18 protein-coding genes, 5 tRNA genes and 1 riboswitch are annotated in these 25,421 nt (G+C 70.5%); of the genes, 12 read left to right on the forward strand and 11 right to left on the reverse strand.

Annotated elements, in window-relative coordinates:
* Positions 1-505 precede the first annotated feature (505 nt).
* From AAFF41_RS23705 to AAFF41_RS23720, 4 genes are all read left to right on the forward strand, one after another.
* A complete protein-coding gene (locus tag AAFF41_RS23705) occupies positions 506-1,930 on the forward strand; it encodes an NsdA family TPR-like regulatory protein (RefSeq protein WP_099921857.1) in 1,425 nt (474 codons plus the stop codon).
* A gap of 189 nt (positions 1,931-2,119) precedes the next feature.
* Positions 2,120-3,325 (forward strand): L-2-hydroxyglutarate oxidase, encoded by a 1,206-nt coding sequence (lhgO, locus tag AAFF41_RS23710; RefSeq protein WP_388414543.1) that lies wholly within the window; start codon positions 2,120-2,122, stop codon positions 3,323-3,325.
* Between the two features lie 201 nt (positions 3,326-3,526).
* Positions 3,527-4,366 carry a tRNA (guanosine(46)-N7)-methyltransferase TrmB gene (trmB, locus tag AAFF41_RS23715; RefSeq protein ID WP_099921855.1) on the forward strand — a complete coding sequence of 280 codons (840 nt, stop codon included), beginning with the start codon at positions 3,527-3,529 and terminating at the stop codon, positions 4,364-4,366.
* A 132-nt stretch (positions 4,367-4,498) separates the two neighbouring features.
* Positions 4,499-5,830, forward strand: a complete 1,332-nt coding sequence (locus AAFF41_RS23720) for a PrsW family intramembrane metalloprotease (RefSeq protein ID WP_343326339.1) — start codon at positions 4,499-4,501, stop codon at positions 5,828-5,830.
* A 3-nt stretch (positions 5,831-5,833) separates the two neighbouring features.
* Here AAFF41_RS23720 and AAFF41_RS23725 read toward each other — a convergent pair whose 3' ends face one another.
* The 6 genes from AAFF41_RS23725 to AAFF41_RS23750 form a co-directional block, all read right to left on the reverse strand.
* On the reverse strand, positions 5,834-6,778 hold the full coding sequence (locus tag AAFF41_RS23725; RefSeq protein WP_343324605.1) for an aldo/keto reductase: 945 nt from the start codon (positions 6,776-6,778) through the stop codon (positions 5,834-5,836).
* Between the two features lie 59 nt (positions 6,779-6,837).
* The gene (locus AAFF41_RS23730) at positions 6,838-7,875 is read right to left on the reverse strand and encodes a M23 family metallopeptidase (RefSeq protein WP_319753402.1); all 1,038 of its coding nucleotides are present in this window, start codon (positions 7,873-7,875) and stop codon (positions 6,838-6,840) included.
* 11 nt (positions 7,876-7,886) lie between these two features.
* A riboswitch (cyclic di-AMP (ydaO/yuaA leader) is annotated at positions 7,887-8,044 on the reverse strand.
* Between the two features lie 256 nt (positions 8,045-8,300).
* The gene (locus tag AAFF41_RS23735) at positions 8,301-9,428 is read right to left on the reverse strand and encodes a PP2C family protein-serine/threonine phosphatase (protein WP_425526251.1); all 1,128 of its coding nucleotides are present in this window, start codon (positions 9,426-9,428) and stop codon (positions 8,301-8,303) included.
* Positions 9,429-9,604: 176 nt separating this feature from the next.
* Complete coding sequence (locus AAFF41_RS23740; RefSeq protein WP_319753403.1) at positions 9,605-9,796, reverse strand: hypothetical protein; 192 nt, start codon at positions 9,794-9,796, stop codon at positions 9,605-9,607.
* Between the two features lie 151 nt (positions 9,797-9,947).
* Positions 9,948-10,021 (reverse strand) — tRNA-Met (locus AAFF41_RS23745).
* A 73-nt stretch (positions 10,022-10,094) separates the two neighbouring features.
* Positions 10,095-11,237, reverse strand: a complete 1,143-nt coding sequence (locus tag AAFF41_RS23750; RefSeq protein ID WP_319753404.1) for a dihydrofolate reductase family protein — start codon at positions 11,235-11,237, stop codon at positions 10,095-10,097.
* A 72-nt stretch (positions 11,238-11,309) separates the two neighbouring features.
* Here AAFF41_RS23750 and AAFF41_RS23755 point away from each other — a divergent pair, with 72 nt between their 5' ends.
* Positions 11,310-11,813 carry a MarR family winged helix-turn-helix transcriptional regulator gene (locus AAFF41_RS23755; RefSeq protein ID WP_319753405.1) on the forward strand — a complete coding sequence of 168 codons (504 nt, stop codon included), beginning with the start codon at positions 11,310-11,312 and terminating at the stop codon, positions 11,811-11,813.
* A 206-nt stretch (positions 11,814-12,019) separates the two neighbouring features.
* Complete coding sequence (locus AAFF41_RS23760) at positions 12,020-12,646, forward strand: GTP cyclohydrolase II (RefSeq protein WP_054230267.1); 627 nt, start codon at positions 12,020-12,022, stop codon at positions 12,644-12,646.
* Between the two features lie 72 nt (positions 12,647-12,718).
* Here the strand turns inward: AAFF41_RS23760 and AAFF41_RS23765 are convergent.
* The 5 genes from AAFF41_RS23765 to AAFF41_RS23785 form a co-directional block, all read right to left on the reverse strand.
* Positions 12,719-12,791, reverse strand: a tRNA-Lys gene (locus AAFF41_RS23765).
* Positions 12,792-12,900: 109 nt separating this feature from the next.
* The gene (locus tag AAFF41_RS23770; protein ID WP_097285328.1) at positions 12,901-14,436 is read right to left on the reverse strand and encodes an amino acid permease; all 1,536 of its coding nucleotides are present in this window, start codon (positions 14,434-14,436) and stop codon (positions 12,901-12,903) included.
* Positions 14,437-14,829: 393 nt separating this feature from the next.
* Positions 14,830-17,079 carry a DEAD/DEAH box helicase gene (locus tag AAFF41_RS23775; protein ID WP_343324606.1) on the reverse strand — a complete coding sequence of 750 codons (2,250 nt, stop codon included), beginning with the start codon at positions 17,077-17,079 and terminating at the stop codon, positions 14,830-14,832.
* 358 nt (positions 17,080-17,437) lie between these two features.
* Positions 17,438-17,959, reverse strand: a complete 522-nt coding sequence (locus tag AAFF41_RS23780; RefSeq protein ID WP_319753407.1) for a hypothetical protein — start codon at positions 17,957-17,959, stop codon at positions 17,438-17,440.
* A gap of 171 nt (positions 17,960-18,130) precedes the next feature.
* The gene (locus AAFF41_RS23785; protein ID WP_060901697.1) at positions 18,131-18,481 is read right to left on the reverse strand and encodes a metallopeptidase family protein; all 351 of its coding nucleotides are present in this window, start codon (positions 18,479-18,481) and stop codon (positions 18,131-18,133) included.
* A gap of 94 nt (positions 18,482-18,575) precedes the next feature.
* Between AAFF41_RS23785 and AAFF41_RS23790 the strand changes: the two genes are divergently transcribed.
* The 6 genes from AAFF41_RS23790 (at position 18,576) to hrpA (ending at position 25,348) form a co-directional block, all read left to right on the forward strand.
* Positions 18,576-20,213 (forward strand): metallophosphoesterase family protein, encoded by a 1,638-nt coding sequence (locus tag AAFF41_RS23790; RefSeq protein ID WP_343324607.1) that lies wholly within the window; start codon positions 18,576-18,578, stop codon positions 20,211-20,213.
* An 80-nt stretch (positions 20,214-20,293) separates the two neighbouring features.
* Positions 20,294-20,366: transfer RNA gene (locus AAFF41_RS23795), tRNA-Glu, on the forward strand.
* A gap of 47 nt (positions 20,367-20,413) precedes the next feature.
* Positions 20,414-20,488, forward strand: a tRNA-Asp gene (locus tag AAFF41_RS23800).
* Between the two features lie 24 nt (positions 20,489-20,512).
* Positions 20,513-20,589, forward strand: a tRNA-Phe gene (locus AAFF41_RS23805).
* A gap of 155 nt (positions 20,590-20,744) precedes the next feature.
* Entirely contained in the window at positions 20,745-21,086 is a 342-nt protein-coding gene (locus AAFF41_RS23810; protein WP_319753409.1) for a hypothetical protein, read from the forward strand.
* A gap of 284 nt (positions 21,087-21,370) precedes the next feature.
* Entirely contained in the window at positions 21,371-25,348 is a 3,978-nt protein-coding gene (gene hrpA / locus AAFF41_RS23815; protein WP_343324608.1) for an ATP-dependent RNA helicase HrpA, read from the forward strand.
* The last annotated feature ends 73 nt before the right edge of the window (positions 25,349-25,421 follow it).

The raw sequence follows: 25,421 nt of genomic DNA on the forward strand, positions 1-25,421 counted from the left end.
GCGACGCGAATGCGCCCCCGGTACGCTCCCCGAAAGCACCTCATGCGCCCTCAAGTGACGTGGTAGGAGCGCTATTTGCCCGCAAAGGCCACCGTCGATTTTCGGCCAAATCGGCTGCGGGCGGACAGGCGTGCACACGCTCCGTACAGGCCCTGCGCACCGCTCCGGCAACGCACAGTCCGGGAGGCGGAGTTCGCCTCCCGGACCGGTCCGCCGCCCGCGGGGATGTAGGCGGCGGTGTCCCCCAGCCCACTGGATCCAGTACAGCGGGCCGACCCACGCACGATCCATGGAAGCGCTCCCCCGGTGGCCGGAGAAGAGCGCACGGACGGGCGCACAGCCACACAGCGGGAGCACGATGCAACCGTCCGTACTTCCGTACGGACCACAATCCCGCCATCCGGAACAACGCCCCTTAACGCTTGGGATGCGGCGAACTACGCTGGGTTTACGAATGCCGCATGGTTATGCCAGCGCGGCAGCCGTCTGTGTCGAGGGGTGGCGCATGTCCAGGGAGCAACGCGGGCCGAACGAAAAACTCGGCGCCGTTCTCGCCCTCGCGGGAATCAGCAATGCAGGACTCGCGCGGCGCGTCAACGATCTTGGCGCTCAACGCGGGTTGACTCTTCGCTACGACAAGACGTCGGTGGCGCGCTGGGTGTCGAAGGGAATGGTGCCGCAGGGTGCGGCGCCGCATCTCATCGCGGCCGCCATCGGTCAGAAGCTCGGCCGCCCGGTGCCGCTCCACGAGATCGGCCTGGCGGACGCGGATCCCGCGCCCGAAGTGGGCCTCGCCTTCCCCCGTGACGTCGGGCAGGCGGTGCGGTCCGCCACCGAGCTGTACCGCCTCGACCTCGCCGGCCGCCGGGCCGGCAGCGGCGGCATCTGGCAGTCCCTGGCGGGATCCTTCGCAGTGAGCGCTTACGCGACTCCCGCCTCACGGTGGCTGATAACCCCGGCCGACAGTTCGGTGGCGCGGGACGTGAACCCTTCCGAGGGCTCCGGGGCACCACTGAAAGTCGGCCACAGCGATGTGCAGAAGCTCCGCGAGGCAGCAGAGGACGCCAGGCGCTGGGACTCCAAGTACGGAGGTGGCGACTGGCGTTCGTCGATGGTGCCGGAATGTCTGCGGGTCGAGGCGGCACCGCTGTTGCTCGGCGCCTACTCCGACGAAGTGGGCAGAGCCCTGTTCGGGGCGAGTGCCGAGCTGACCCGCCTGGCGGGCTGGATGGCCTTCGACACGGGCCAGCAGGAGGCCGCCCAGCGCTACTACATCCAGGCCCTGCGCCTGGCCCGGGCCGCCGCCGACGTCCCTCTGGGCGGCTATGTACTGGCCTCCATGTCCCTCCAGGCGACCTACCGCGGCTTCGGCGACGAGGGCGTCGACCTCGCCCAGGCAGCCCTCGAGCGCAACCGGGGGCTCGCCACCGCCCGCACCATGAGCTTCTTCCGTCTCGTCGAGGCACGCGCCCATGCGCGCGCGGGTGACGCCCAAGCGGCCGGCGGGGCCCTGAAGGCCGCCGAGGGCTGGCTGGAGCGGGCCCGGGACGGCGACCACGACCCGAGCTGGCTCGGCTTCTACTCGTACGACCGTTTCGCGGCCGACGCGGCCGAGTGCTACCGCGACCTGAAGGCGCCGCGCCAGGTGCGCCGCTTCACCGAGCAGGCACTGTCGAAGCCGACGGAGGAGTTCGTACGCTCCCACGGTCTGCGACTGGTGGTGTCGGCGGTCGCCGAGCTCGAGTCGGGCAATCTCGACGCGGCATGCGAGCAGGGCGTACGGGCGGTGGAAGTCGCCGGGCGGATCTCTTCCGCGCGCACGACGGAGTACGTGAAGGACCTTCTGCACCGTCTGGAGCCCTACGGCGACGAACCGCGTGTGGTGGAGCTGAGGGAGCGGGCACGGCCGCTGCTGATGGCCCCGGCCTAGGTGTGGGTGCCCTCGCGTCCGCCGGGTTGCCGTGGTCCTGGGGCTGCGGGTTGTCCGGGCCGGTCGCGCCCACGCGGCGGAGCCGCACAGTGACGCAGCCCCGCGCCCCTTCGGGGGCGCGGCCCACTTCTTGGGTTTGAAGGCGTTGTCAGTGGCGCAGTGCACTCTTGAAGCCGGGAGGTGGAACAGGTGCGGGTCGCTTACGACTGCGATGTGCTGGTGATCGGCGGCGGGATCGTCGGCCTGGCGACGGCGTATGCGATCACGCGCGCCGCGCCGGGCACGCGGGTGACGGTGCTGGAGAAGGAGCCGGGCCCCGCCCGGCATCAGACGGGGCGCAACAGCGGGGTGATCCACAGCGGGATCTACTACCGGCCCGGCTCGCTGAAGGCGCGGTACGCCGTGCGGGGCGCCGCGGAGATGGTGAAGTTCTGCGCGGAGTACGACATCGCGCACGCCGTCACCGGAAAGCTGATCGTCGCCACGGAGAAGGCCGAGCTGCCCCGTCTGCACGGGCTCGTGCAGCGCGGCCGGGAGAACGGGATTCCGGTGCGGGAGCTGGGCCCCACCCAGATAGCGGAGTACGAGCCGCAGGTGCGCGGGCTCGCCGCGATCCACGTCGGCACGACGGGGGTGTGCGACTTCGTCGCCGTGGCCCGGCAGCTCGCCGAGTCCTCCGGGGCGGAGATCCGGTACGGGGCGCAGGTCGTCCGCATCGACCGCCGGCCCGCGCTCGGCGTCGCCGTCCGCACGGAGGACGGGGCGATCGTGCGGGGACGGGTGCTGGTCAACTGCGCCGGGCTGCACTGCGACGAGATCGCGCGCCTGGCCGGGGACGAGCCCGGCATGCGGATCATCCCCTTCCGCGGGGAGTACTACTCCCTGGCGCGTCCCGAGCTGGTCCACGGCCTGGTCTACCCGGTCCCCGACCCCGCCTTCCCCTTCCTCGGCGTGCACCTCACCCGGGGGATCGACGGAGACGTCCACATCGGGCCCAACGCGGTGCCCGCGCTCGCCCGGGAGGGGTACGGGTGGGGGGTCGTCCGGCCTCGCGAGGTGGGCGTGGCCGTGGCGTGGCCCGGTTCCTGGCGGATGGCGCGGCGGCACTGGCGGTACGGGGCGGGGGAGCTGCGGCGGTCGGTGTCCAAGGCGGCGTTCACCGGGGCGGTGCGGCGGCTGCTGCCTGCGGTGACGCCGGACGACCTGATCCCGGCCTCGGCAGGTGTGCGGGCCCAGGCCGTCCTGCGGGACGGCACTCTGGTGGACGACTTCCTCATCGAGGAGGGCCCGCGGACCGTGCACGTCCTGAACGCGCCGTCTCCCGCCGCCACGGCGTCGCTCCCGATCGGGCGCGAGGTCGCGCGCAGGGCGCTGGGGGTGCTGGCGGGCACGTGACGGGGTGACCGACCTGCGTTTCTCGCCCTGCGGTCCCTACCCTCCCCAAGCTCTCGCCTGCGGGTGGGTGGGGGCTGGTCGCGCGGTTCCCCGCGCCCCCAGGAGCCTCGGCCGTCCGGCGTTCGAAAGTCCGGGGCGGAACCTCTGGGACGGGCAGGGGCGGCAGGCTGCTCCCGTGGGCGCCGTAAAATCGGCTTCACTGTGTCTGACTCCATTGACTCCCCCGAAGAGCCCCGGTCCAGCTCCGTCGCCGGAGGTGAGCCCCATCGGCATGTCCGGGCCAAAGGGGAGCCCCGGTTTCCCGACGGTCCGAAGGCCGACCCCGCCGGATCGCACTTCGAGCGGCGGATCCGGAGTTTCCAGCCGCGGCGCAGCCGGGTCACCACGGGGCAGGCGGACGCGTTGCAGCGGCTGTGGCCCAAGTGGGGGCTCGACATCGACGGGCAGCGGGTGATCGATCTCGCGGAGTTGTTCGGGGGTGAGCGGCCCGTCGTGCTGGAGATCGGGTTCGGGATGGGCGAGGCCACCGCGCGGATGGCGGCGGAGGACCCGGAGACGGGGATCCTCGCCGTCGACGTGCACACGCCGGGGCAGGGCAACCTGCTCAACCTCGCGGACCAGAACGGGCTCACCAATATCCGCGTCGGCAACGGTGACGCGATCATTCTGCTCAGGGAGATGCTCACGCCGGACTCCCTGAGCGGGCTGCGCGTGTACTTTCCCGATCCCTGGCCCAAGAAGCGGCACCACAAGCGGCGGCTGATCCAGCCGGAGTTCCTCAGCCTCGCGGCGACCCGCCTCAGGCCCGGCGCCCTCGTGCACTGCGCGACCGACTGGGAGCCGTACGCCGAGCAGATGCTGGAAGTGCTGAGCGCGCACCCGGACTTCGAGAACACCCGGCCGGACGGCGGTTACGCGCCTCGTCCGGACTTCCGGCCACTGACCCGTTTCGAGGGTCAGGGACTGGAGAAGGGTCATGTGGTGAACGACCTCCTGTTCCGGCGCGTACAGCACCGAGACCAGGACACATCCGGCGACTGAAGGCCCGCGGACGAACACCACCAGGCGCCGTCGCGGGCAGCGCCCCTCCCTCGTTAGGGTCAATGCCGTGGCCACCTTCCCCCGTACCCGACGTATCCCGGCGGTCCCACCGGTGGGCCAGCCGACGGTGCACTGCGGCACGCGCACTGGTGGCAGCGGAAGTGGGTGCGCTACGGCGCGCTGATCACCCTGCTCGCGCTCTCCGGCCTCGTCATCCTGGCCCTGGTCCGCCAACAGACCGGCACCGAGGGCTTCCTGGTCGGGCTCGGCCTCGCCGTGCTGCCCGTGCCGCTCCTCGTCGCCGCGTTCCGCTGGCTTGACCGGGTGGAGCCCGGCCCCTGGCGCAACCTGCTCTTCGCCTTCGCGTGGGGCGCCTGCGCGGCGGCGCTGATAGCGATCGTCGCCAACAGTTTCGCGACCAGATGGATAGCGACCGCCACCGCCGACCCGTCCAGCGCCGACACCCTCGGCGCGACCGTCATAGCGCCGATCGTGGAGGAGTCCGCGAAGGCCGCCGCCGTGCTCCTGGTCTTCCTCTTCCGCCGCCGGGACTTCACGGGAATCGTCGACGGGGTCGTCATAGCCGGAGTCACCGCGACCGGCTTCGCCTTCACCGAGAACATCCTCTATCTCGGCACCGCCTTCGGCACGGACCAGCTCAACGGCGACCACGGCCTGGCCTCCGTCACCGCCGCGACCTTCTTCGTCCGCGTCGTGATGTCGCCCTTCGCGCACCCCCTGTTCACCGTGCTCACCGGCATCGGCTTCGGCACCGCGGCCCTGTCCGCCGAGCGCCAGCATGTGCGCCGCGTCCTGCTGCCCCTGACCGGACTGCTGCTCGCGATGGGCATGCACTCCATGTGGAACGGCTCGTCGAACTTCGGGGAGTACGGCTTCTACGCGGTGTACGGGGCGTTCATGGTGCCCGCGTTCGGTCTGCTCACCTTCCTCGTCATCTGGACGCGGCAGCGGGAGCTGAAGACCGTACGGACCGAACTTCCGGCGTACGCGGCGGCCGGGTGGCTCACCCCGCCCGAGCCGTACGCGCTCGGCTCGATGCGGGCGCGACGGCTGGCGCGCGACTACGCGGCCCACCACTTCGGCAGGGCGGCGGCGCGCTCGGTCGCGCAGTACGAGGCGTACGCGACCTCGCTGGCGTTTCTGCGGCACCGGGGGCGCAGTGGCCGCGCCAACGCCGACTTCGTCGTACGGGAGCGGGAGTTGCTGCACGAGCTGTGGCGCCGCCGGGAGGTCGCCCGCCCCTCCCTCGCGTACGCGGCCCACGCGGCGGCCCCTGCCGTACCGGTACCGCCGCAGCCACCGCCGCCGTGGCCCGGCTACGGCCACGCGCCGGTGCCCGGCCAGGTGAACCCCGCAGGCGCGCCCCCGTACCCCGCCGGTGCGACGACCCCGTATCCCGCCCCGGCGACGCCGTACCCCGCGTACAACCCCTACCAGTCGTAGGCCTCAGGCGGACGCTTCCGTCAGCCTGGCCACCTCCGCGTCCGTCAGGGTCAGGTCGGCGACCGCCAGCAGGGCCGGCAGTTGCTCGACCGTCCGCGCGGAGGCGATGGGCGCCGCGACCGTCGGCCGGGCGGCGAGCCAGGCGAGGGCGACCGTGGCGACCTCGGCGTCATGGGCCCCGGCGACTTCGTCGAGGGCGGCCAGGACGCGGATGCCGCGCTCGGTGTCGAGGTGCTTGCCCGCCCCCTCGGCGCGCGCGGAGTCGACCGTCGTACCCGGGCGGTACTTGCCGGTGAGGAATCCGGACGCGAGCGCGAAGTACGGGACGGCGGCCAGGCCGGTCCGGGAGGCGACCTCCTGGAGCGGGCCCTCGTAGGTGTCGCGCGAGACGAGGTTGTAGTGGGGCTGGAGGGCGACGTAGCGCGCGAGGCCCTCGCGGTCGGAGAACTCCACGGACTCCGCGAGCCGCTCGGCGGAGATGTTGGAGGCGGCGATCTCCCGGACCTTGCCGGCCCGGACCAGTTCGTCGAGCGCGCCGATGATCTCCTCGACCGGCACCGAGGTGTCGTCGAAGTGGGTGTAGTAGAGGTCGATGTAGTCCGTGCCGAGGCGGCGCAGCGAGGCGTCGGCGGCGACCTTGATGTTCGCCGGGGACAGGCCCTTGTACTCGGGATGGGTACTGACCTTGGTGGCGAGGACGACGTCGGAGCGGTTGCCCCGCGCGGCGAACCACTTGCCGATGATCGTCTCCGACTCACCGCCCGTGTGGCCGGGGACCCACGCGGAGTAGCCGTCGGCGGTGTCGACGAAGTTGCCGCCCCCGGCCGTGTACGCGTCGAGCACGGCGAAGGACTGCGCCTCGTCAGCGGTCCAGCCGAAGACGTTGCCGCCGAGGGAGAGCGGGAAGACCTCGAGGTCGGAGGAGCCGAGCTTGCGTAGAGAAGTCATGCCTTATTTCAACAGCCGTACCGGATTGCCATATTCCGTATACGGCTCCCCGGGAACGATCAGGGGTTCAGGCCCTTGCTGTGCAGCCACGCCATCGGGTCGATCGCGCTGCCGCCGCCCGGGTGAACCTCCAGGTGCAGATGCGGCCCGGTCACGTTGCCGGTCGCACCCACGCGCCCGATGACGTCGCCGGTGGCCACCTTCTGTCCCACGCTGACGCTGATGGAGGACTGGTGGCAGAACCACAGCTCCGTGCCGTCGTCGAGGGTGAGGATGGTGCGGTAGCCGTACGAGCCGGCCCAGCCCGCCTCCGTGATCGTGCCGCTGTGGATGGCCTTGATCAGCGTGCCGGTGGGGGCCGCGAAGTCGAGGCCGGTGTGGTAGCCGGAGGACCACATGGAACCGGCGTCGCCGAAGCGGGAGGTCAGGGTGTACGAGGAGGTCGGCAGCGAGAAGCTCTTGGCGAGCTCGGCGAGACGCGCGGCCTCGGCCTTCTGCTTGGCGTCCTCGTCCGCCTTCTTCTTCGCGGCGGCGACCTTGGCCTCGGCGTCGTCCTTCTGCTGGGCGGCCAGCGCGACCGCCTTCTTCGCGGCGGCGGACTCGGCGGCGGCCTGGGCCGCCTTGTCGATCTGGTCCTGCTGCGACTCGGCCTGCTGGATGATGCGCGCGCGCAGCGCCTCGCCCGCGTCCGTGTTGCCCTGCGCGGCGTCGGCGCTCGTCACACCGGCGCTGGTGAGCGGGGTGGCGGAGCCCTTCGGCGCGCTGGAACCGGCATCGGATATCAGCGCCTTGGCCGATTCGGTGACCGCGGAGAAGTCGGGCAGCGAGATGGAGACCGGCGGCTTGCCGGGCGCGGCGGTGGCCATGCCGCCCGCGCCGACGGCGGCGATGACGCCGACGCCCAGGACCGTGGAGCTGCGGGCGAGTCCTCCGCCGCGCTGCTTGGAGACGCGGTGCCGGCCGCGGAGGGGACGGATGGAATCCTCGGTGGGGTTCCACTCCTCCCAGGGGCCCTCGTCCTTGCCGTAGGCGTAGCCGAAAGTCTGGGTGTCGTTCGGCGGGAACGAAGTGGGCTGGGCAGGCCGGTTGGACGCCACGTGGGCGTGCTCCTTTCCTTCCTTCTCGCCTACCGGGTTAGCTGACGGGTTCGGAGCAGGAAGGTCTCCTACGCGCGTCAACCCACGGTGTCTCCACCGTGAAAGACGCTCGATTCACCCCAAGTTGGTGGTTCCCCGGTTCCCTCGCGGGATTCGGCGCGTGCGCACGGAGCCGACTCTTGTGACGGCTGGGACGACCGCGCTGCGTTATCGAACGTTAATAGACGCGGGTACCGGATTCCAAGCTGTTCGTACTGATCATTAACCACTTTTGGCCGGGACTTACCACCCATGACCGACGGAAATCGGGCGAGTTGGCCGCGCCTTCCTCTCGGGCGGTTATTTGACGGTGTGTCAGTCGTTACGCGGAGGGACATCGACCGATCACCCCTCGTCACATCGATCAAGAACGCGCCCTTCCGTGGCTACGGCCGCCGTACGGCGAGCAGTGCCATGTCGTCCGTCAGGGCGCCGCCCGTGTGCCGTCGGACCTCCTCGACGAGCGTGGCCAGCAGGGCGTCCGGGCCGGGGAAGGTCCGTCCGGCCAGGCGCGCGGCCGGGTCGTAGAAGCGCCCCTGCGTGTCGCGGGCCTCCGACAGTCCGTCCGTGTGGAAGAGGAGCGTGGCCCCGTGCGGGAACTCCGTCTCCTCGGCACGGTCCGGCCAGCTGCCCAACTCGCCCATGCCGAGCGGCAGTGCGGGGTGCGCGGCGGCGAGCGTGACCAGCGTTCCGTCCGCGTGCAGCAGCAACGGCGGCGGATGGCCGCGGTTGACGATCCTGACGAGACCGCCCTCGTGCGTGATCTCCGCGAGGACGGCGGTGGTGAACCCCTCGAAGGCGTCGAGGCCCTCGCGCCGGGTGCCCTCGCGGGCCAGCGCCCGCTCCAGCCGCTGCGCGACCGCCTCCGGGGTGACCTCCTGCTCGGCCGCCTCCCGGAACGCCCCGATGACCACCGCGACGGCGGCCACCGCGTCCATGCCCTTCCCGCGTACGTCGCCCACCACCAGCCGTACGCCGTGCGGGGAGTCCTGCACCGCGTACAGGTCGCCGCCGATGAACGCGCCCGCCTGCGCGGCCTCGTAGCGCGCCGCGACGTCGAGGCCGTCGATCCGCTGGTCGGGTTCCGGCAGGACGGCACGCTGGGCCGCCTCGGCGATCTGGTGGGCCGAGGCGAGTCGTTCGTCGGTGCGGCGGACGAGGATATTGATGAGCACGGCCAGCACGCCGACGGTCGCCACGGTGGCGACCTCCGTGAGCGCGTCCACCTTGAAGACGATGCCGAGCCGGATGTGGATCGTGAGCACCGCGACGAACGCCGTGACGCCGGTGAGCACGGTGCCGCGCAGCGAGAAGAGCGGGGCGGCCACGAGCGGCGCGGCCGTGAAGAGGGGGCCCGCGGTGAAGGCCATCGGGGTGAAGTAGTCGTAGAACGCGCCGACCAGGATGAGCAGCGCGGGCAGCACCCGGACGAGGCTGCGCGCGCAGGAGATCCGGCTCCGGTCCGCCTCGGCCGGGCGGGGCACCGGCTCGCCCCCCAGCCCCGGATCGCGCACGGGGTCCCCGGGCAACCGCCCACCGGACCGGTCGTACCGCTCGTCACACGGCTTCTCGTACAGCTCGCCGTACGGCTCCTCGGCCCGCTGCGCACCTCCTTGCTGCTGCCCCACCCGTCCAGGCTTCCCGGCACGGGGGCGGGCGGCGAGCGGTGAGGGGCCGACCGGGGGACGCGTCAGTCGGAGGCCGACCACCGGACGCCGCCGGCTCCGCCGCGCTCGTGGTGGTACCCGGCCGGGGCGACGACGGTCCCGCCGTGCGGCACGAGGTCGTGACCGTCGTGACAGGCCCCGAGGAACAGCGCGCACACGGCGAGCAGCAGCGCGAGCGCCGGCGCGCGCCGGACCAGCCAGCGATGACGACTCATAGTGAGCGAAAGACTACAGAAAGTCGGGTCGACAGGGAAAACCGGGGCGGGACGGCGAACGGGAAAGCCGGGTGGCAGGAAAACGGGGACGGCGAACGGGAAAAAACCAAGGGCCGGAACTCGTTTCCGAGTTCCGGCCCTTGGCCTTCAGTAGCGGGGACAGGATTTGAACCTGCGACCTCTGGGTTATGAGCCCAGCGAGCTACCGAGCTGCTCCACCCCGCGTCGTTGAAATTAGTGTACGCCATCCGCGGGGCCCGATTCACCAGGCTTTTCGCGGACGATCGCGAAGCCGCCCCTACCCGGCCTCGAGAAGGTGACGATTGGGCGCCACGGCCCGCTCCTCGAACTCCGGCAGTACGACGACATCCGCCCCCGCGGCCACGAGCAGACCGTTCCCGTCGGCCTCCGTCACGAACGTGTCGGGCTCGCGCCACGCGGTGACCACCCGCCGTACCCCCGCGTCGAGGATCAGCCGCGCACAGGGCGCGGGCCGGGACGCCCGCCGCGCGCACGGCTCCAGGCTGCTGTACACGGTGGCGGAGCGCAGACGCGGATCCGTGGGATCGATCTTCGCGAGCGCCGCCTCCTCGGCGTGCACGACGGGGTCGTCGCCCTCCCGCGAGTGCCCGCGCGCCAGCTCGGTGCCGTCGGCCGCCACCACCACCGCGCCCACGCTGAACGCGGTCTCCGACGGCGGACACAGCGCCGCCAGCTCGCAGGCGACGCCCAGCCAGTGCCGGTCCGCGGCGGACGCGAGGGCGCCTTCCCCGGGTGCGGTGGGGACGTAGCGGACGAGGACGACGTCCCCGACCGGTCGTGTCTCCACCAGCCGCATCCGGCCCGGCGGATATCCCCCGGGTCCGAACAGCCGTGGCGCGTCCGGCTCCCCCACGAAGAGCGGCGCGACGGCGAGCTGCAGTTCGTCCGCCAGCCCCTGTGTCATCAGCTGGGTGTGCACGCGCCCCCCGCCCTCGACCATGAGCCGCCGCACCCCGCGGGCGTCGTGGAGGTGTTCGAGCACGACGCGCCAGTCCAGCTCGGCGCCGGTCGGGACCACGTCGACGTCCAGTCCGCGCAGGGCGTCGGTGGCGCGCTCGGCGCCCTTGTCCGTCGTATAGACGACCTTCTCGCCGCCCGTGTGCCAGAACTGGGCGTCCGGGTCGAGGTCGCCGGAGCCGCTGACGGTGACCTTCAGCGGGTACTCCGGGCGCCCGGCGGCGACCCGCGCCGCCCGCCGCTCGGCGGAGTTGACCAGCAGCCGGGGGTTGTCCGCGCGGATGGTGCCGGCGCCGATCAGGATCGCGTCGCTGGACGCCCGTACCTCGTCGACCCGGTCGAAGTCGGCCGGGCCCGAGAGCAGCAGGCGGTCGGGGCCGGTGTCGTCCAGGAAGCCGTCGAGGGAGACGGCGGCGGACAACAGGACATAGGGGTGGGGCATGGGGCGCACTCTCCAGCTCCGAGCGCAGGGCTCCTAGTGGTTCAAGTTTTAAACAATACCTAGACTGGCGGCATGACGACCCGCTGGCTCTCCCCCGCCGAGCAGCGCGCCTGGCGCGCGTACATCGCCGCCGCCTCGCTCCTGGAGGACACGATCGACCGGCAGCTCCAGGCCGAGACCGGCATGCCCCACCTTTACTACTCCATCCTGGCCATGCTGTCCGAGGCGCCGGACCGGCGGCTGCGGATGACCGACCTCGCCGAGACCCTGAAGATCACCCGCAGTCGGCTGACGTACGGCGTGACCCGGCTGGCGAGCGACGGTCTGGTGCGCCGGGAGGGCTGCCACAGCGACAGGCGCACCCAGATCGCGGTCCTCACGGACGAAGGGATGGCCGTTCTGGAGCGGGCGGCGCCGGGCCACGCGGAGCAGGTCAAGACGGCGGTCTTCGACCGACTGACCCCCGAGCAGGTCGGGCAGCTGGAGGAGATCTGCGGGGCCATCACCCGCGGCATCCAGGGGGAGAACCCCGGGGCCTGCGGGGAAGATCTGCCGTGGCGACGGCGTTCTTCGTGAGTCGGCGACGGCGTTCCCCGTAGTCGGCGACGGCATTCCTCGTGAGCCGTACGACAGCACGCTTCGTGAGCCGTACGACACAGAATCACGCAAAGCCGTTGCTTGAACTTTAAAGCACCGTGTACTGTCTGTCTCCGAGACAGTGCTTCAAAACTGAAGCACCACCGGCGCAACTCGCACGACACCCGCTGGACCGGAGAGACAACATGCGCGATTTCCCCACCGCCACGGTGCGCACCCGCGTCACTGTGCCCCTGCGCTTCGGCGACGGCTACTCGGTCGACGCGGAGTTGGTCACCTTCCACGGCCTCGCCGACGACAAGGAACACCTCGCCGTCGTGCTCGGCAAGCCCGGCGCGACCCCGCTGGTGCGGCTCCACTCCGAATGCCTGACCGGGGACGTCTTCGGCTCGGCCCGCTGCGACTGCGGCCCGCAGCTGCGCGAGGCGGTGGAGCAGATCGCGGAGCGCGGCGGAGTGCTCCTGTACCTCCGTCAGGAGGGCCGCGGCATCGGCCTCTACAACAAGCTCGACGCGTACGCCCTCCAGGACCAGGGCCTCGACACGTACGCCGCCAACGCCGCCCTCGGCCTGCCCGAGGACGGCCGCGACTACACCGCGGCGGCTCAGATGCTCCAGGCTCTCGGCATCGACGACCTGGACCTGCTCTCCAACAACCCGGACAAGGCCGAGCAACTGCGCGACCTCGGCGTCACGGTCTCCCACCGCGTCCCGACGGGTGTCTTCACCACCGCCCACAACGTGCGCTACCTGCGCGCCAAGGTCCTCCAGACCCAGCACACGCTCCCCCTGCCGGAACTCACGGCGGGCTGAGCCCTCGGGCCCCACGCTCCCCAAGCACACCGAAGCCCCAGGTCGGATTCCCTCTGACCTGGGGCTTTTCGGTAGACCCTGTGGGACTCGAACCCACAACCAATGGATTAAAAGTCCACTGCTCTGCCAATTGAGCTAAGGGTCCACACGCCGGCCCGTATCGATCCCGTGCCGATGCATCCCCGAGCATAGCCGGACGTGGCCGGGACTCCGATCGGGTATCCGCGTCCCGGCCACGCCAACAGCGAACAGCCCTATGGATCAACCGGTTCGGGCGCGTCCTTGCGCGCCGCCACGCGGGCGACCGTGCGGGCGTGGTCGGGGTTGAGGAACCAGTGGCGGGCCGACGCCAGCCACCAGGTCGCGGCGAAGCCGAGGACGACGAGGACCGCGACCGGGGCGTAGTTGAAGGTCTCCCAGGTGACCGGCGAGACCTGCGGCAGCATGAACAGGACCGTGATCACGACGACCCAGGCCACCGAGACGACGCCGATCGCGCGCGACCAGCGGCCCAGGTGCCACGGCCCCCGCTCGAACGCCTCCCCCTTGCGCAGCCGCAGCAGCGTCGGGATGACGTAGGCGATGTAGAGCCCGATCACGGCGATCGACGTCACGGCCGCGTACGCCGTCACATTGATCAGGTACGGCAGCCCCAGCACGAGCGCGCCCAGCGCCGCCAGCCACACCGCCGCGACCGGCGTGCGTGTGCGCGGGCTCACGGTGTGCCAGACCCGGGAGAACGGCAGCGCCCCGTCGCGCGAAAACGCGTAGATCATGCGGCTGTTGGCGGTGACGGACGCCATCCCGCAGAAGAGCTGCGCGCCGATCACCACCAGGAGCAGGAGCTTGCCCGCCGTCGCCCCCAGGGCGTCGAGCAAGATCTGCGCGGGCGGCGCGCCCGTGGCCGAGCCCAGCTCCTTGTCGTACGACTGGATGGCGAAGGTGAAGCCCAGCAGCAGCACGAATCCGGCTATCCACGAGGTCCAGATCGACTGCACGATGCCCTTCGGGCCCGCCGTCGACGCGTCGTGCGTCTCCTCGGTCATATGGGCGGAGGCGTCGTACCCGGTGAAGGTGTACTGCGCCATCAGCAGGCCGACGAGGACGACGTACACGCCGCTGCCCCAGCCGGTGTTGTTCACGAAGTGCGTGAACACGAAGGACGCCGACTGATGGTGGTCCGGCACGAAGGCCAGCGCACCCACGATCACCCCGACGCCCAGCACGTGCCACCACACACTGATGTCGTTGAGGAGGGCGACGATCCGGACCCCGAAGGTGTTCAGCAGCCCGTGCAGGACGAGGATCCCGGCGAAGAGCAGGATCGTGCGGCCCGGCGTGATCGTGAAGTCGAACTGCAGGTTCAGGTACGCGCCCAGGAAGGACGCCGCGCCGAAGTCGATCCCGGCGGTCACCGCGACCTGCCCGAGGACGTTGAACCACCCCGTGAACCAGGCCCAGGCGGCGGCCGACCTCGTCGGAGCCAGCCGGTGGGCCCAGAAGTACAGCCCCGCCGAGGTCGGATAGGCCGAACAGATCTCGGCCATCGACAGCCCGACGAACAGCGTCATCAGTCCGACCGCGACCCACCCCCAGGTGATCACGGCGGGGCCGCCGGTGTTCATGCCGAACAGATACAGCGTCAGACACCCCGAAAGAACCGAGATGATCGTGAACGAGACCGCGTAGTTGGAGAACGCCGACATGCGGCGGGCGAGAACCTGCGTATAGCCGAGCTGGGCAAGCCGTTCTTCGTCCGACAGCCCACTCGCCTTGGCGTCATCTGTCATGCCCCCAGCGATTCCCTCGCCGGGGGATCGACATGCACCGATCAAGACGCCGGGTTGGCCAGAAAAGGCCCCTGTAGCCCTGCCAGCCGCTCCCGATCTTCACCCGCGCCGCGAACGACCCCTTGCCGGTGCCGTAGCAGCGGTACAGGGTGTTGGCCTTGTCCTGGGCGAGCGGGTTGGCCGCCGCCGCTGATGCCGCCGGGCGCGGTGAGGACGTCGTACTGGTCCCAGTCGGCTGCTCCTACAGCGAGTTCAAAGTTTCCGGAGTGCCTTTCGAAACAGCGCGGGGCACGGCCACAGGCACGGAAACGCCGTGGCCCCCACCGGATCGGTGGGGGCCACGGCGTTCAGCATGCGCGGACGTCAGCGGACGTCAGCAGATGTCATCGGACGTCAGCCGTTGCGCTTCCAGCGGGGCTTCTCGTCGCGGCGGCCGAAGGAGCCGGTGCCGGTACCCGTGCCGGTACCGGTGCCGGTACCGGTGCCGGTGCCGCGGTGGTCGTCGCGACGGCCGTACGGGCGGTCGTGGCTGCCGGCGCGGAAACCGCTGGAGGGACGGTTGTCCTGGCGGTCGCGGTTGAAGGGACGGTCGCTGCCACGGTGACCGCCACGGTCGTCGCGACGCTCGAAGGAGCGGCCGGCGGTGCCACGGTCGTTGTCACGGCGGAAGCCGGAGCCACCGCGGTCGTCACGACGCTCGAACGAACGACCACCACGGTCGCCGTCCCGACGGTCGCGGTCGAAGCCGCCACGGTCGTCACGACGGTCGTTGTCCCGGCGGAAGCCGGAACCACCACGGTCGTCACGACGCTCGAACGAACGACCACCACGGTCATCACGACGGTCGTTGTCCCGACGGAAGCCGGAACCACCACGGTCGTCACGACGCTCGAACGAACGACCACCACGGTCATCACGACGGTCGTTGTCCCGACGGAAGCCGGAACCACCACGGTCGTCACGACGCTCGAACGAACGACCACCACGGTCATCACGACGGTCGTTGTCCCGACGGAAGCCAGAGCCACCACGGTCGTCACGACGCTCGAAGTTGCCCCGCTCGTCACGGCGCTGACGCGGCTCGTAGGACGAACGTTCGGCGACGGGCTGCTCGGACACGGCCGGCGTCTCGGCCGCGGCCTCGGCCACCGCCTGCTCCGCCAGGGCCTCCGCGGCCGCGACGACCGCCGCCTCCGGGTCCTCGCCCCGCTCGCGCGCGGCACGGGCCACCAGACGGTCGGCCTCCCCACGCAGCTCGACCGCACGACGCTGCGCGCGCTCCAGCTCCTTGGTGAGCTGCGAGACCTCACGCTCGGCCTGCTGCGCGGCGTCGCCTGCCGACTGGGCCTGGACCTCGGTCATCGACCGGGCGCCGGTGATCTCGGCGACCTCGGGCTCGAAGGCCGTACCGGAGTTGATGATGTGACGCGCGGCGTCGACGCCCGCGTCCTCCATCAGCCGGAAGATCTGACGACGCTGGTGCGGCAGGGAGAGGGACACCACGGTTCCGCTGCGGCCCGCACGGGCCGTACGGCCGGAGCGGTGCAGGTAGTCCTTGTGGTCACCGGCCGGGTCCACGTTCAGGACGAGGTCGATGCCGTCGACGTGGATACCGCGGGCGGCGACGTCGGTCGCGACGAGCGCGTTGACGTAACCGTCCTTGAAGTCGGCCAGCGTCCGGGTCCGCGCGCCCTGGGTCATGCCGCCGTGCAGCGCGTCGGCCTTCACACCGGCGTCGCGCAGCTGCTCGGCGATACGGTCGGCGCCCAGCTGGGTGCGGACGAAGATGATCGTGCGGCCCTTGCGGGAGGCGATCGCGGCGGTGACCGGCGCCTTGTCCTTGGGCTTCACGATGAGGATGTGGTGGGACATCGTCGTGACGTTGCCCTGGGCGCTGTCGACCTCGTGCGTGACCGGGTTGGTCAGGTAGCGCTTGACCAGCGTGGAGATCTCGTTCTCCATGGTGGCCGAGAACAGCATCCGCTGGCCGCCCGCCGGGATCTGGTCGAACAGCTCGGTGACCTCGGGCAGGAAGCCCAGGTCGGACATCTGGTCGGCCTCGTCGAGAACGGCCACCTGGACGTTCTCCAGCGAGCAGGCGCCGCGGTTGATGATGTCGCGCAGGCGGCCCGGGGTGGCGACGAGGACGTCGACGCCGCGCTCCAGGGCGTAGATCTGGTTGCCCATCGACGTACCGCCGCAGACGACCTTCATCTTCAGGCCGAGGACGTCGCCGTAGGGCTGCAGCGCGTCGGCGACCTGCATGGCCAGCTCACGGGTCGGCGTGAGGATGACGGCGCGCGGCTTCTTCTTCTCGGTGTGACCGCCGGCGAGCCGCGCCAGGGTCGGCAGACCGAAGGAGAGGGTCTTGCCGGAGCCGGTGCGGCCACGGCCGAGGATGTCCTTGCCGGCCAGGGCGTCCGGGATGGTCGCGGCCTGGATCGGGAACGGGGTGGTCACACCGTTCTGGGCGAGCTTGCGGACGACGCCCTCGGGGAGGCCGAGGGAGTCGAAGGTGATCTCGGGGGCGGCCTCGACGGCCTCGACCGTCTCCACGGTCTCGACGGCGGCCTGGACGCCCTCGTTGTTGTCGTTCTCGTTGTTCTCGGGCACGACGACGTGATCAGTACTGGAAACAGACATGCGAAATGCGAACCTTCCGGAGTTCTTCGGCACGCGCCCAAACTCCGTGAAGTCGCAATCGACCGCCTCTATGCGGTCCGGCCACGGCAAGGGAGAGTACGCGCCACACGCGGCGCTCTCTGCAATGGCGCCGGGCAAATGGGATCAAACGATCTACCACCATACGCACCCCCCACCCCTGAAGGCAAACTGACCCCCAAAGGGGCAGGTCAGGCACGCAGGGCAGGTCTTACGTCTGCTGGCAGAGGGTGCAACACCAGCGGTGGGCGAGCGTATTCCCGCCCCCTCCGCCGACTTTCCCGCGCCCCCTCCGCTCGTCGACCCTGCGCCCCTCCCCGCCGCCCGTCCACCACCCCGTTCACGCCGGTTGGCCCGCCTGCGGCGCCGGCTGCCGATCCACCAGTTGCGTGGTCTGCTCATGCGCCGAGGACGAGGGCTCAGCCGTGGTCGGATCGGGCGTCGGCGTCACGGGCGGTGGCGGAGGAGGGGGCGGCGGAGTCGGATCGGACGTGGCATGCGTGGGACTCGGCACCCCGTTCGACGGCGGAGGCTGCTCCGGCTGCCCCTTGCCGTCCCCCTTGCCCGTCGCCCTGGTGGACGGCTTCGCACCGCCGGAGGCCGACGCGGACGCGGACGCCGACCCGGAGGCGTGCTCACCGGGCTTGGCGGAGGCGCCGCCCTTCACACCCGTCCCTCCGTGGAACCCGCCACCGCCCCCGCTCTCCGCGGACCCCCCGTCGGGGGCCTGACCGCCGTGCCGCCCCGCCGAGTGCGCGGGTCCGGGCCGGCCCGCGTCGTCACCCACGCTCATACAGCCGGCGGCGGACGCGACGACGATGACCGTGGCGGCCAGACGGACGGGTACGTACAAGGCGCGCACGGGCAGCCACCTCCGGAGGGGGTCTCCCCTGCTCGGCGAGGCCGAGACCCTGGGGATGGATCGGGGAGTCCCCCTGCCCAACTCCCGGCGCCCACAAGAGGACACGCGGGAACATGACACACGTCCCGAGCCCCAGGGGGCGTCGGCCCCCGCCACCCACTCCCCGCTCACTCACCCGTAGCCGAGCGCGTGCAACCGTTCGTCGTCGATCCCGAAGTGATGCGCGATCTCGTGCACCACGGTGACCTCGGTCTCCGCGACCGCGTCCTCCCGCGTCTCGCACATCCGCAGGGTCGGCCCCCGGTAGATCGTGATCCGATCCGGCAGCACCCCCGCGTACCACTCCCCCCGATCGGTCAGCGGAGTTCCCTCGTAGAGCCCGAGCAGCTCGGGATCGGCGGGGTCGGGCTCGTCCTCGACGAACACCGCCACGTTGTCCATCAACCGCGTCAGCTCCGGCGGAATCCGGTCCAGCGCCTCGGCGACCAGTTCCTCGAACTCCTCGCGCGTCATCTCCAGCACACGGCCATTGTCCGGTACGACCGCCTCGCAGGAGAGTCGACGACAGCCCCGTACACCCCGCATACCCACCCCCGCACTTGGGCATACGGGACCAATGGCCCGCGTCCCCGCTGCCGTCACCACCGCCACATCCGCCGTCACCGCCTCCCTGTCCGCCGTCATCACCGCCCTGACCCGCACACGCCGCCCCCGCCCCACCCCGCACCTCCGCCGCCGCCTCCGCCTCAGCTCCCGCCGCTCTCCCCGCTTCCGCCCCGTCACCGAGGAACTCGTCCAGCAGCCGAACCCGTACACCCGTGCGCTCGGCCTGATGGCGGTCGTCCTCCTCGGCGCCTGGCTTGGCCTGCTGATCGTGGGCGATGTGCGCGTCCCGGTCGGCCCCATGGACACCACGATGACCCTGCGCCCCTCGGTCACCGGCGGCACCAAGATCAACGTCTCCCCGCTCGGCGCCCTGGAGCTGAACAGCCACATCGCCCCGGTCCGCCTCGACGTGAACGTCGACCAGCTCGACCCCGTCCGCGCGCAGGCCCTGGTCGACCACCCCGAGCGGCTCTCGGGCCTGCAGGACGAGGTCGCGCACGACGTCGAGCACGGCACGCTCGACCTGGCCGTACGGTCCTGCGTCGCGGTCGTGGCGGGCGCCACGGCCCTCGGCCTCGCGGTCTACCGCCGCCCGCGCCGCGCCCTGGCCGCCGGCGGCCTGGCCCTCACCCTGCTCACCGCCTCGGGTGCGACGGCCTTCGCGACCTGGAACCCGAACTCGGTGCTGGAACCGAGGTTCTCAGGACTGCTCTCCTCCGCACCCTCCCTCGTCGGCAACGCCCGCAACATCGTCAGCGAATTCAACGTCTACCAGGAGGAGTTGGCACGCCTGGTGACGAACGTGACGAAGCTCTACGACGTCACGTCCACGCTCCCGACGTACGAGCCGGACCCGTCCACGATCCGGGTCCTGCACGTCTCCGACATCCACCTCAACCCCGCGAGCTGGAAGATCATCGCGTCGCTGGTGAAGCAGTACTCGATCAATGTGATCGTCGACTCCGGCGACACCATGGACCACGGGACGTCGGCCGAGAACGGCTTCCTGGACTCCATCCCCGACCTGGGCGCGCCCTACATCTGGGTGCGCGGCAACCACGACAGCCTCGTCACCCAGCGCTACCTGGAACGCCTGAAGAACGTGCACGTCCTGGACGACGGCCGCGCGATCACGATCGCGGGCCTGCGCTTCGCCGGCATCGGCGACCCCCAGTTCACCCCCGACCGCTCGGTCGCCCCGGGCGGCGACGCGGCGGAGGATCTGGCCGGCGCCCGCCTGGCCTCCGCCCTCCGCGACCAGCGCACGGCAGGCACCCCCGTCGACATCGCCATCGCCCACGAGCCGTCGGCGGCCCGCGGGACGGACGGCGAGGTGCCCCTCGTCCTGGCCGGTCACCTCCACCACGAACAGATGGAGGTCATGAAGTACGGAACCCGCCTGCGCGTAGAGGGCTCGACGGGCGGCAGCGGCCTGCGCGCGATCGAGGGCAAGTACCCGGACCCCATCGAGGCCTCGGTCCTCTACGTCGACCGTGACACCCGCCGCCTCCAGGCCTGGGACGAGATCAAACTGGGGGGCCTGGGCCTGACGACGGCCGAGGTCAGCCGACACCTCCCGAAGGAGAACCAACCCGGCGCACCCCCGTCCTCCTCCCCCTCCCCGACCACCTCCACGAGCACCCCGTAAACCGTTTTGGCGATACCTCCCGCCATCCCATATGCTTCTCACGTCCCCGACGCGCTGAGAAGCGCCCAGGCGGGCCGATAGCCCTCATCGTCTAGCGGCCTAGGACGCCGCCCTTTCAAGGCGGTAGCACGGGTTCGAATCCCGTTGGGGGCACGCAACACCGTGTGCGACACTGTTTTACGCGTCGCACGCAACAGCTTGGTCCTGTGGAGCAGTTTGGAGTGCTCGCCACCCTGTCAAGGTGGAGGCCGCGGGTTCAAATCCCGTCAGGACCGCTGAGGTTTCACATGAAACCTCGTGGCTGGGTAGCTCAGTTGGTACGAGCGATCGCCTGAAAAGCGATAGGTCGCCGGTTCGACCCCGGCCCCAGCCACCACACCGAAGGCCCCGTCCATTACGGACGGGGCCTTCGTCGTACCCCCGACGCCCTTCGATGCCCCGACACCCCGGCGAGCCGAACTTGGCATGCCCTGGGCAGGACACTACGTTCTGGCTGACCGGACATCGTGTGGTGGGCAAGGGGGACCAGTGATGGTGGGCAAGGACGGGGCGAAGCCGATCAGGGAGCTCGACCTGGAGCGGTACCGGGCCCTGTACGGGCTGACGGCGGTCGTCCTGAGCAACTTCGCGATCGTCGCCGTCGCGATCGCCGGCGTATGGCGCCTGGGCGGCGACAAGTCGGTGATCATCGGCGTGCTGACGGCGGCCTTCACCGCGGTCAGCACGATGACCACGGCGTACCTGGGCATCAAGGCCGTCTCCAACACCGCCCAGGCCATGGCCCAGGGCGGCCCCCGCCGCACCCAGACACCCCCCGAGACCCCAACCCCCACGCCCCCGTCCCCCCGCACCCCTGACAACCCGCACCCCTGATCACCCGAACCCACCACGCGACGCGAAACCACCAAGGGCCCCGAGGCCGCCATGCGACGCGAGGGGCCGTGGCGGTGCGTCGCAAGCCCGTCGCTACGCCCGGATCGAGCAGCGGTTCGCATGCCCGGCCCCCGTCTGATCCCGCGGCGACGGGCTCGACGCACCGCCACGGCCCCGACCCACCCACCGGCGCCAGGCGGCCCCACCACCGGCACCCGGCGCCCACGGGTCCCCAGATAAAGCACTCGCCAGTAATTTCGGCGAGGTGAGATCCTGGACGGCGTATGTCTACGCATCCTGCCCCCGTCCTCGGCGACCTCGCCCCCCGCCTGGCCGAGCTGTCCCTGCGCGACGCGCACCGGCTCGGCCGCAGGCTCGAGGGCGCGCGCCGGATCCGCAAACCCGAAGCCCGCACCGCCGTGCTCGCCGAGATCGACGCGGAGGTCACCAAGGCCGAGGCCCGCATGGCCGAGCGCCGCACCCGCGTGCCCGCCGTCAGCTACCCCGAGCAGCTCCCGGTCAGCCAGAAGAAGTCCGACATCGCCGACGCCATACGCGACCACCAGGTCGTCATCGTCGCAGGTGAGACCGGCTCCGGAAAGACCACCCAGATCCCCAAGATCTGTCTCGAACTGGGCCGCGGCGTCCGCGGCATGATCGGCCACACCCAGCCCCGCCGCATCGCCGCCCGCACGGTCGCCGAGCGTGTGGCGGAGGAGCTGGACACCCCCCTGGGCGAGGCCGTCGGCTGGAAGGTCCGCTTCACCGACCAGGTGAACCCGGACGGCACCTTCGTCAAGCTCATGACGGACGGCATCCTGCTCGCCGAGATCCAGACGGACCGCGAGCTGCGCGCGTACGACACGATCATCATCGACGAGGCCCACGAGCGCTCCCTCAACATCGACTTCCTGCTCGGCTACCTCGCCCAGCTGCTGCCCAAGCGCCCGGACCTCAAGGTCGTCATCACGTCGGCCACGATCGACCCGGAGCGCTTCTCCCGCCACTTCGGCGACGCCCCGATCGTCGAGGTCAGCGGCCGTACGTACCCCGTGGAGGTCCGCTACCGTCCGCTCCTCGAAGAGGAGGGGGACGACGCCGACCGCGACCAGATCACCGCGATCACGGACGCGGTCGAGGAACTGCAGGCCGAGGGCAAGGGCGACATCCTGGTGTTCCTCTCCGGCGAACGCGAGATCCGCGACACGGCGGACGCGCTCACGAAGAAGAACTACCGCTTCACCGAGGTCCTCCCCCTCTACGCCCGCCTCTCCCACGCGGAGCAGCACCGCGTCTTCCAGCCCCACACCGGCCGCAGGATCGTTCTGGCGACCAACGTCGCCGAGACCTCGCTCACCGTCCCGGGCATCAAGTACGTCATCGACCCGGGCAACGCCCGCATCTCCAGATACAGCCACCGCACCAAGGTCCAGCGCCTGCCCATCGAGCCGGTCTCACAGGCCAGCGCCAACCAGCGCAAGGGCCGTTGTGGCCGTACGTCGGACGGCATCTGCATCCGCCTGTACTCCGAGGACGACTTCAACACCCGCCCGGAGTTCACGGACGCGGAGATCCTCCGTACGAACCTGGCGAGCGTCATCCTCCAGATGACGGCGGCCGGCCTCGGCGACATCGAGAAGTTCCCCTTCATCGACCCGCCGGACCACCGCAACATCCGCGACGGCGTCCAACTCCTCCAGGAACTGGGCGCGCTGGACCCGTCCCAGAAGGACGTACGCAAGCGCCTCACGGACACCGGCCGCAAGCTCGCCCAGCTCCCCGTCGACCCCCGGCTGGCCCGCATGGTCCTGGAGGCCGACAAGAACGGCTGTGCGCGCGAGGTCATGGTGATCGCCGCGGCACTCTCCATCCAGGACCCGCGCGAGCGCCCCGCCGACAAGCAGACGCAGGCGGACCAGCAGCACGCCCGCTTCAGGGACGAGACGAGCGACTTCCTCGCCTTCCTCAACCTCTGGCGTTACGTCCGCGAACAGCAAAAGGAACGAGGATCGTCCGCCTTCCGCCGCATGTGCAAGCAGGAGTACCTCAACTTCCTGCGCATCCGCGAGTGGCAGGACATCTACTCCCAGCTCCGCACCGTCGCCAAGCAGATGGGCATCCACCTCAACGAGGACGACGCGGCGGAGCAGAGTGTCCATGTCTCCCTCCTCGCCGGCCTGCTCTCGCACGTCGGCATGAAGGACGTGAAGGAGACCGGGGGCGAGAGCGGGAGGAGCACGGGCAAGAACGAGTACCTCGGCGCCCGCAACGCGAAGTTCGCGATCTTCCCGGGCTCGGCCCTCTTCAAGAAGCCCCCGCGTTTCGTGATGTCGGCCGAGCTGGTGGAGACCTCCCGTCTCTGGGCCCGGGTGAACGCCAGGATCGAACCCGAGTGGGTCGAACCCCTGGCGGAACACCTCCTCAAGCGCACCTACAGCGAACCGCACTGGGAGAAGGACCAGGCGGCCGTGATGGCGTACGAGAAGGTCACTCTCTACGGCGTCCCGATCGTCGCCCAACGCAAGGTCAACTACGGCCGTATCGACCCCGAGACGAGCCGCGACCTCTTCATCCGCAACGCCCTCGTGGAGGGCGACTGGCGCACGCACCACAAGTTCTTCGCCGACAACCGCAAGCTCCTGACCGAGGTCGAGGAGCTGGAGCACCGTGCCCGCCGCCGGGACATCCTGGTCGACGACGAGACGCTGTTCGACTTCTACGACCAGCGGGTGCCGGCCCACGTCGTGTCCGGCGCGCACTTCGACTCCTGGTGGAAGCACAAGCGCCATGACGAGCCCGAGCTCCTCGACTTCGAGCGTTCGATGCTCATCAACGAGAAGGCGGGGGCGGTCACCAAGGACGACTACCCCGACTCGTGGCGCCAGGGCCGCCTGAAGTTCCGGGTGACCTACCAGTTCGAGCCGGGCGCGGACGCCGACGGCGTCACGGTCCACATCCCGCTCCAGGTCCTGAACCAGGTGACGGACGAGGGCTTCGACTGGCAGATCCCGGGTCTGCGCGAAGAGGTGGTCACCGAGCTCATCCGTTCCCTCCCCAAGCCCATCCGCCGCAACTACGTGCCGGCCCCGAACTTCGCGAAGCGGTTCCTCGACCAGGCCGTGCCCCTTCAGGAGCCGCTGGCGACAACCCTCGCGCGTGAGCTCAAGCGGATGGTCGGCGTGCCGGTCACGGCCGACGACTTCGACTGGTCCCGCGTCCCCGACCACCTGAAGATCACCTTCCGGATCGTCGACGAGCGGCGCCGCAAGCTGGCCGAGGACAAGGACCTCTCGACCCTCCAGCTCCAGCTGAAGCCGAAGGCGCGCAAGGCGATCTCGCAGGCCGCGGCGGCGACGGCGGAGCGCGAGGGCGGCGAGTCCCTGGAACGCACGGGACTGACGGACTGGACGATCGGCACGCTGACGCGCGTCTTCGAGACGCGCCGGGCCGGCCAGCCGGTGAAGGCGTACCCGGCCCTGGTCGACGACGGCCCGACGGCGGACACCGTCTCCGTACGTCTCTTCGACACGGAGGCCGAGCAGGCGCAGGCCATGTGGACGGGCACCCGGCGGCTGATCCTGCGCAACATCCCGGTGAACCCTGCCAAGTTCGCCTCGGACAAGCTCACCAACGCCCAGAAGCTCGCCCTGTCCGCCAACCCGCACGGCTCCGTGCAGGCCCTGTTCGACGACTGCGCGACGGCGGCGGCGGACAAGCTGATCGGCGACTTCGGGGGCCCTGCGTGGGACGAGGAGTCGTACCGGAAGCTGTATGACAAGGTGCGCGCCGAGATCGTCGACACGACGGTCCGGACGGTGGGCCAGGTGCAGCAGGTCCTCGCCGCCTGGCAGGCCTGTGAGCGCCGCCTGAAGGCCACCAGCAGCCCCACCCTGCTGGCAAACCTCACGGACGTACGGACGCAGCTGAACGCCCTGGTGAAGCCCGGCTTCGTCACGGCGACCGGCCTGCGCCGGCTCCCGGACCTGATGCGCTATCTCGTCGCCGCCGACCGCCGCCTGCAGCAGATGCCGACCGGCGTCCAGCGGGACACCACCCGCATGGAGAAGGTCCACGAGATGCAGGACGAGTACGCGTGGCTCCTGGAGCAGATGCCGCAGGGCCGGCCGGTCCCGCAGCAGGTCCTGGACATCCGCTGGATGATCGAGGAGCTCCGGGTCAGCTATTTCGCCCACGCGCTCGGCACGGCGTACCCGGTCTCCGACAAGCGCATCGTGAAGGCGATCGACGCGGCGGTGCCGTAACGGGACCTGCACGGTGGGTGAGTTCGACCCCGGGCTCACCCTCCTGTACAGTCTCTTCTCGCAGCACAGCGCA

The organism is Streptomyces mirabilis, assembly GCF_039503195.1.
GTDB lineage: Bacteria > Actinomycetota > Actinomycetes > Streptomycetales > Streptomycetaceae > Streptomyces > Streptomyces mirabilis_D.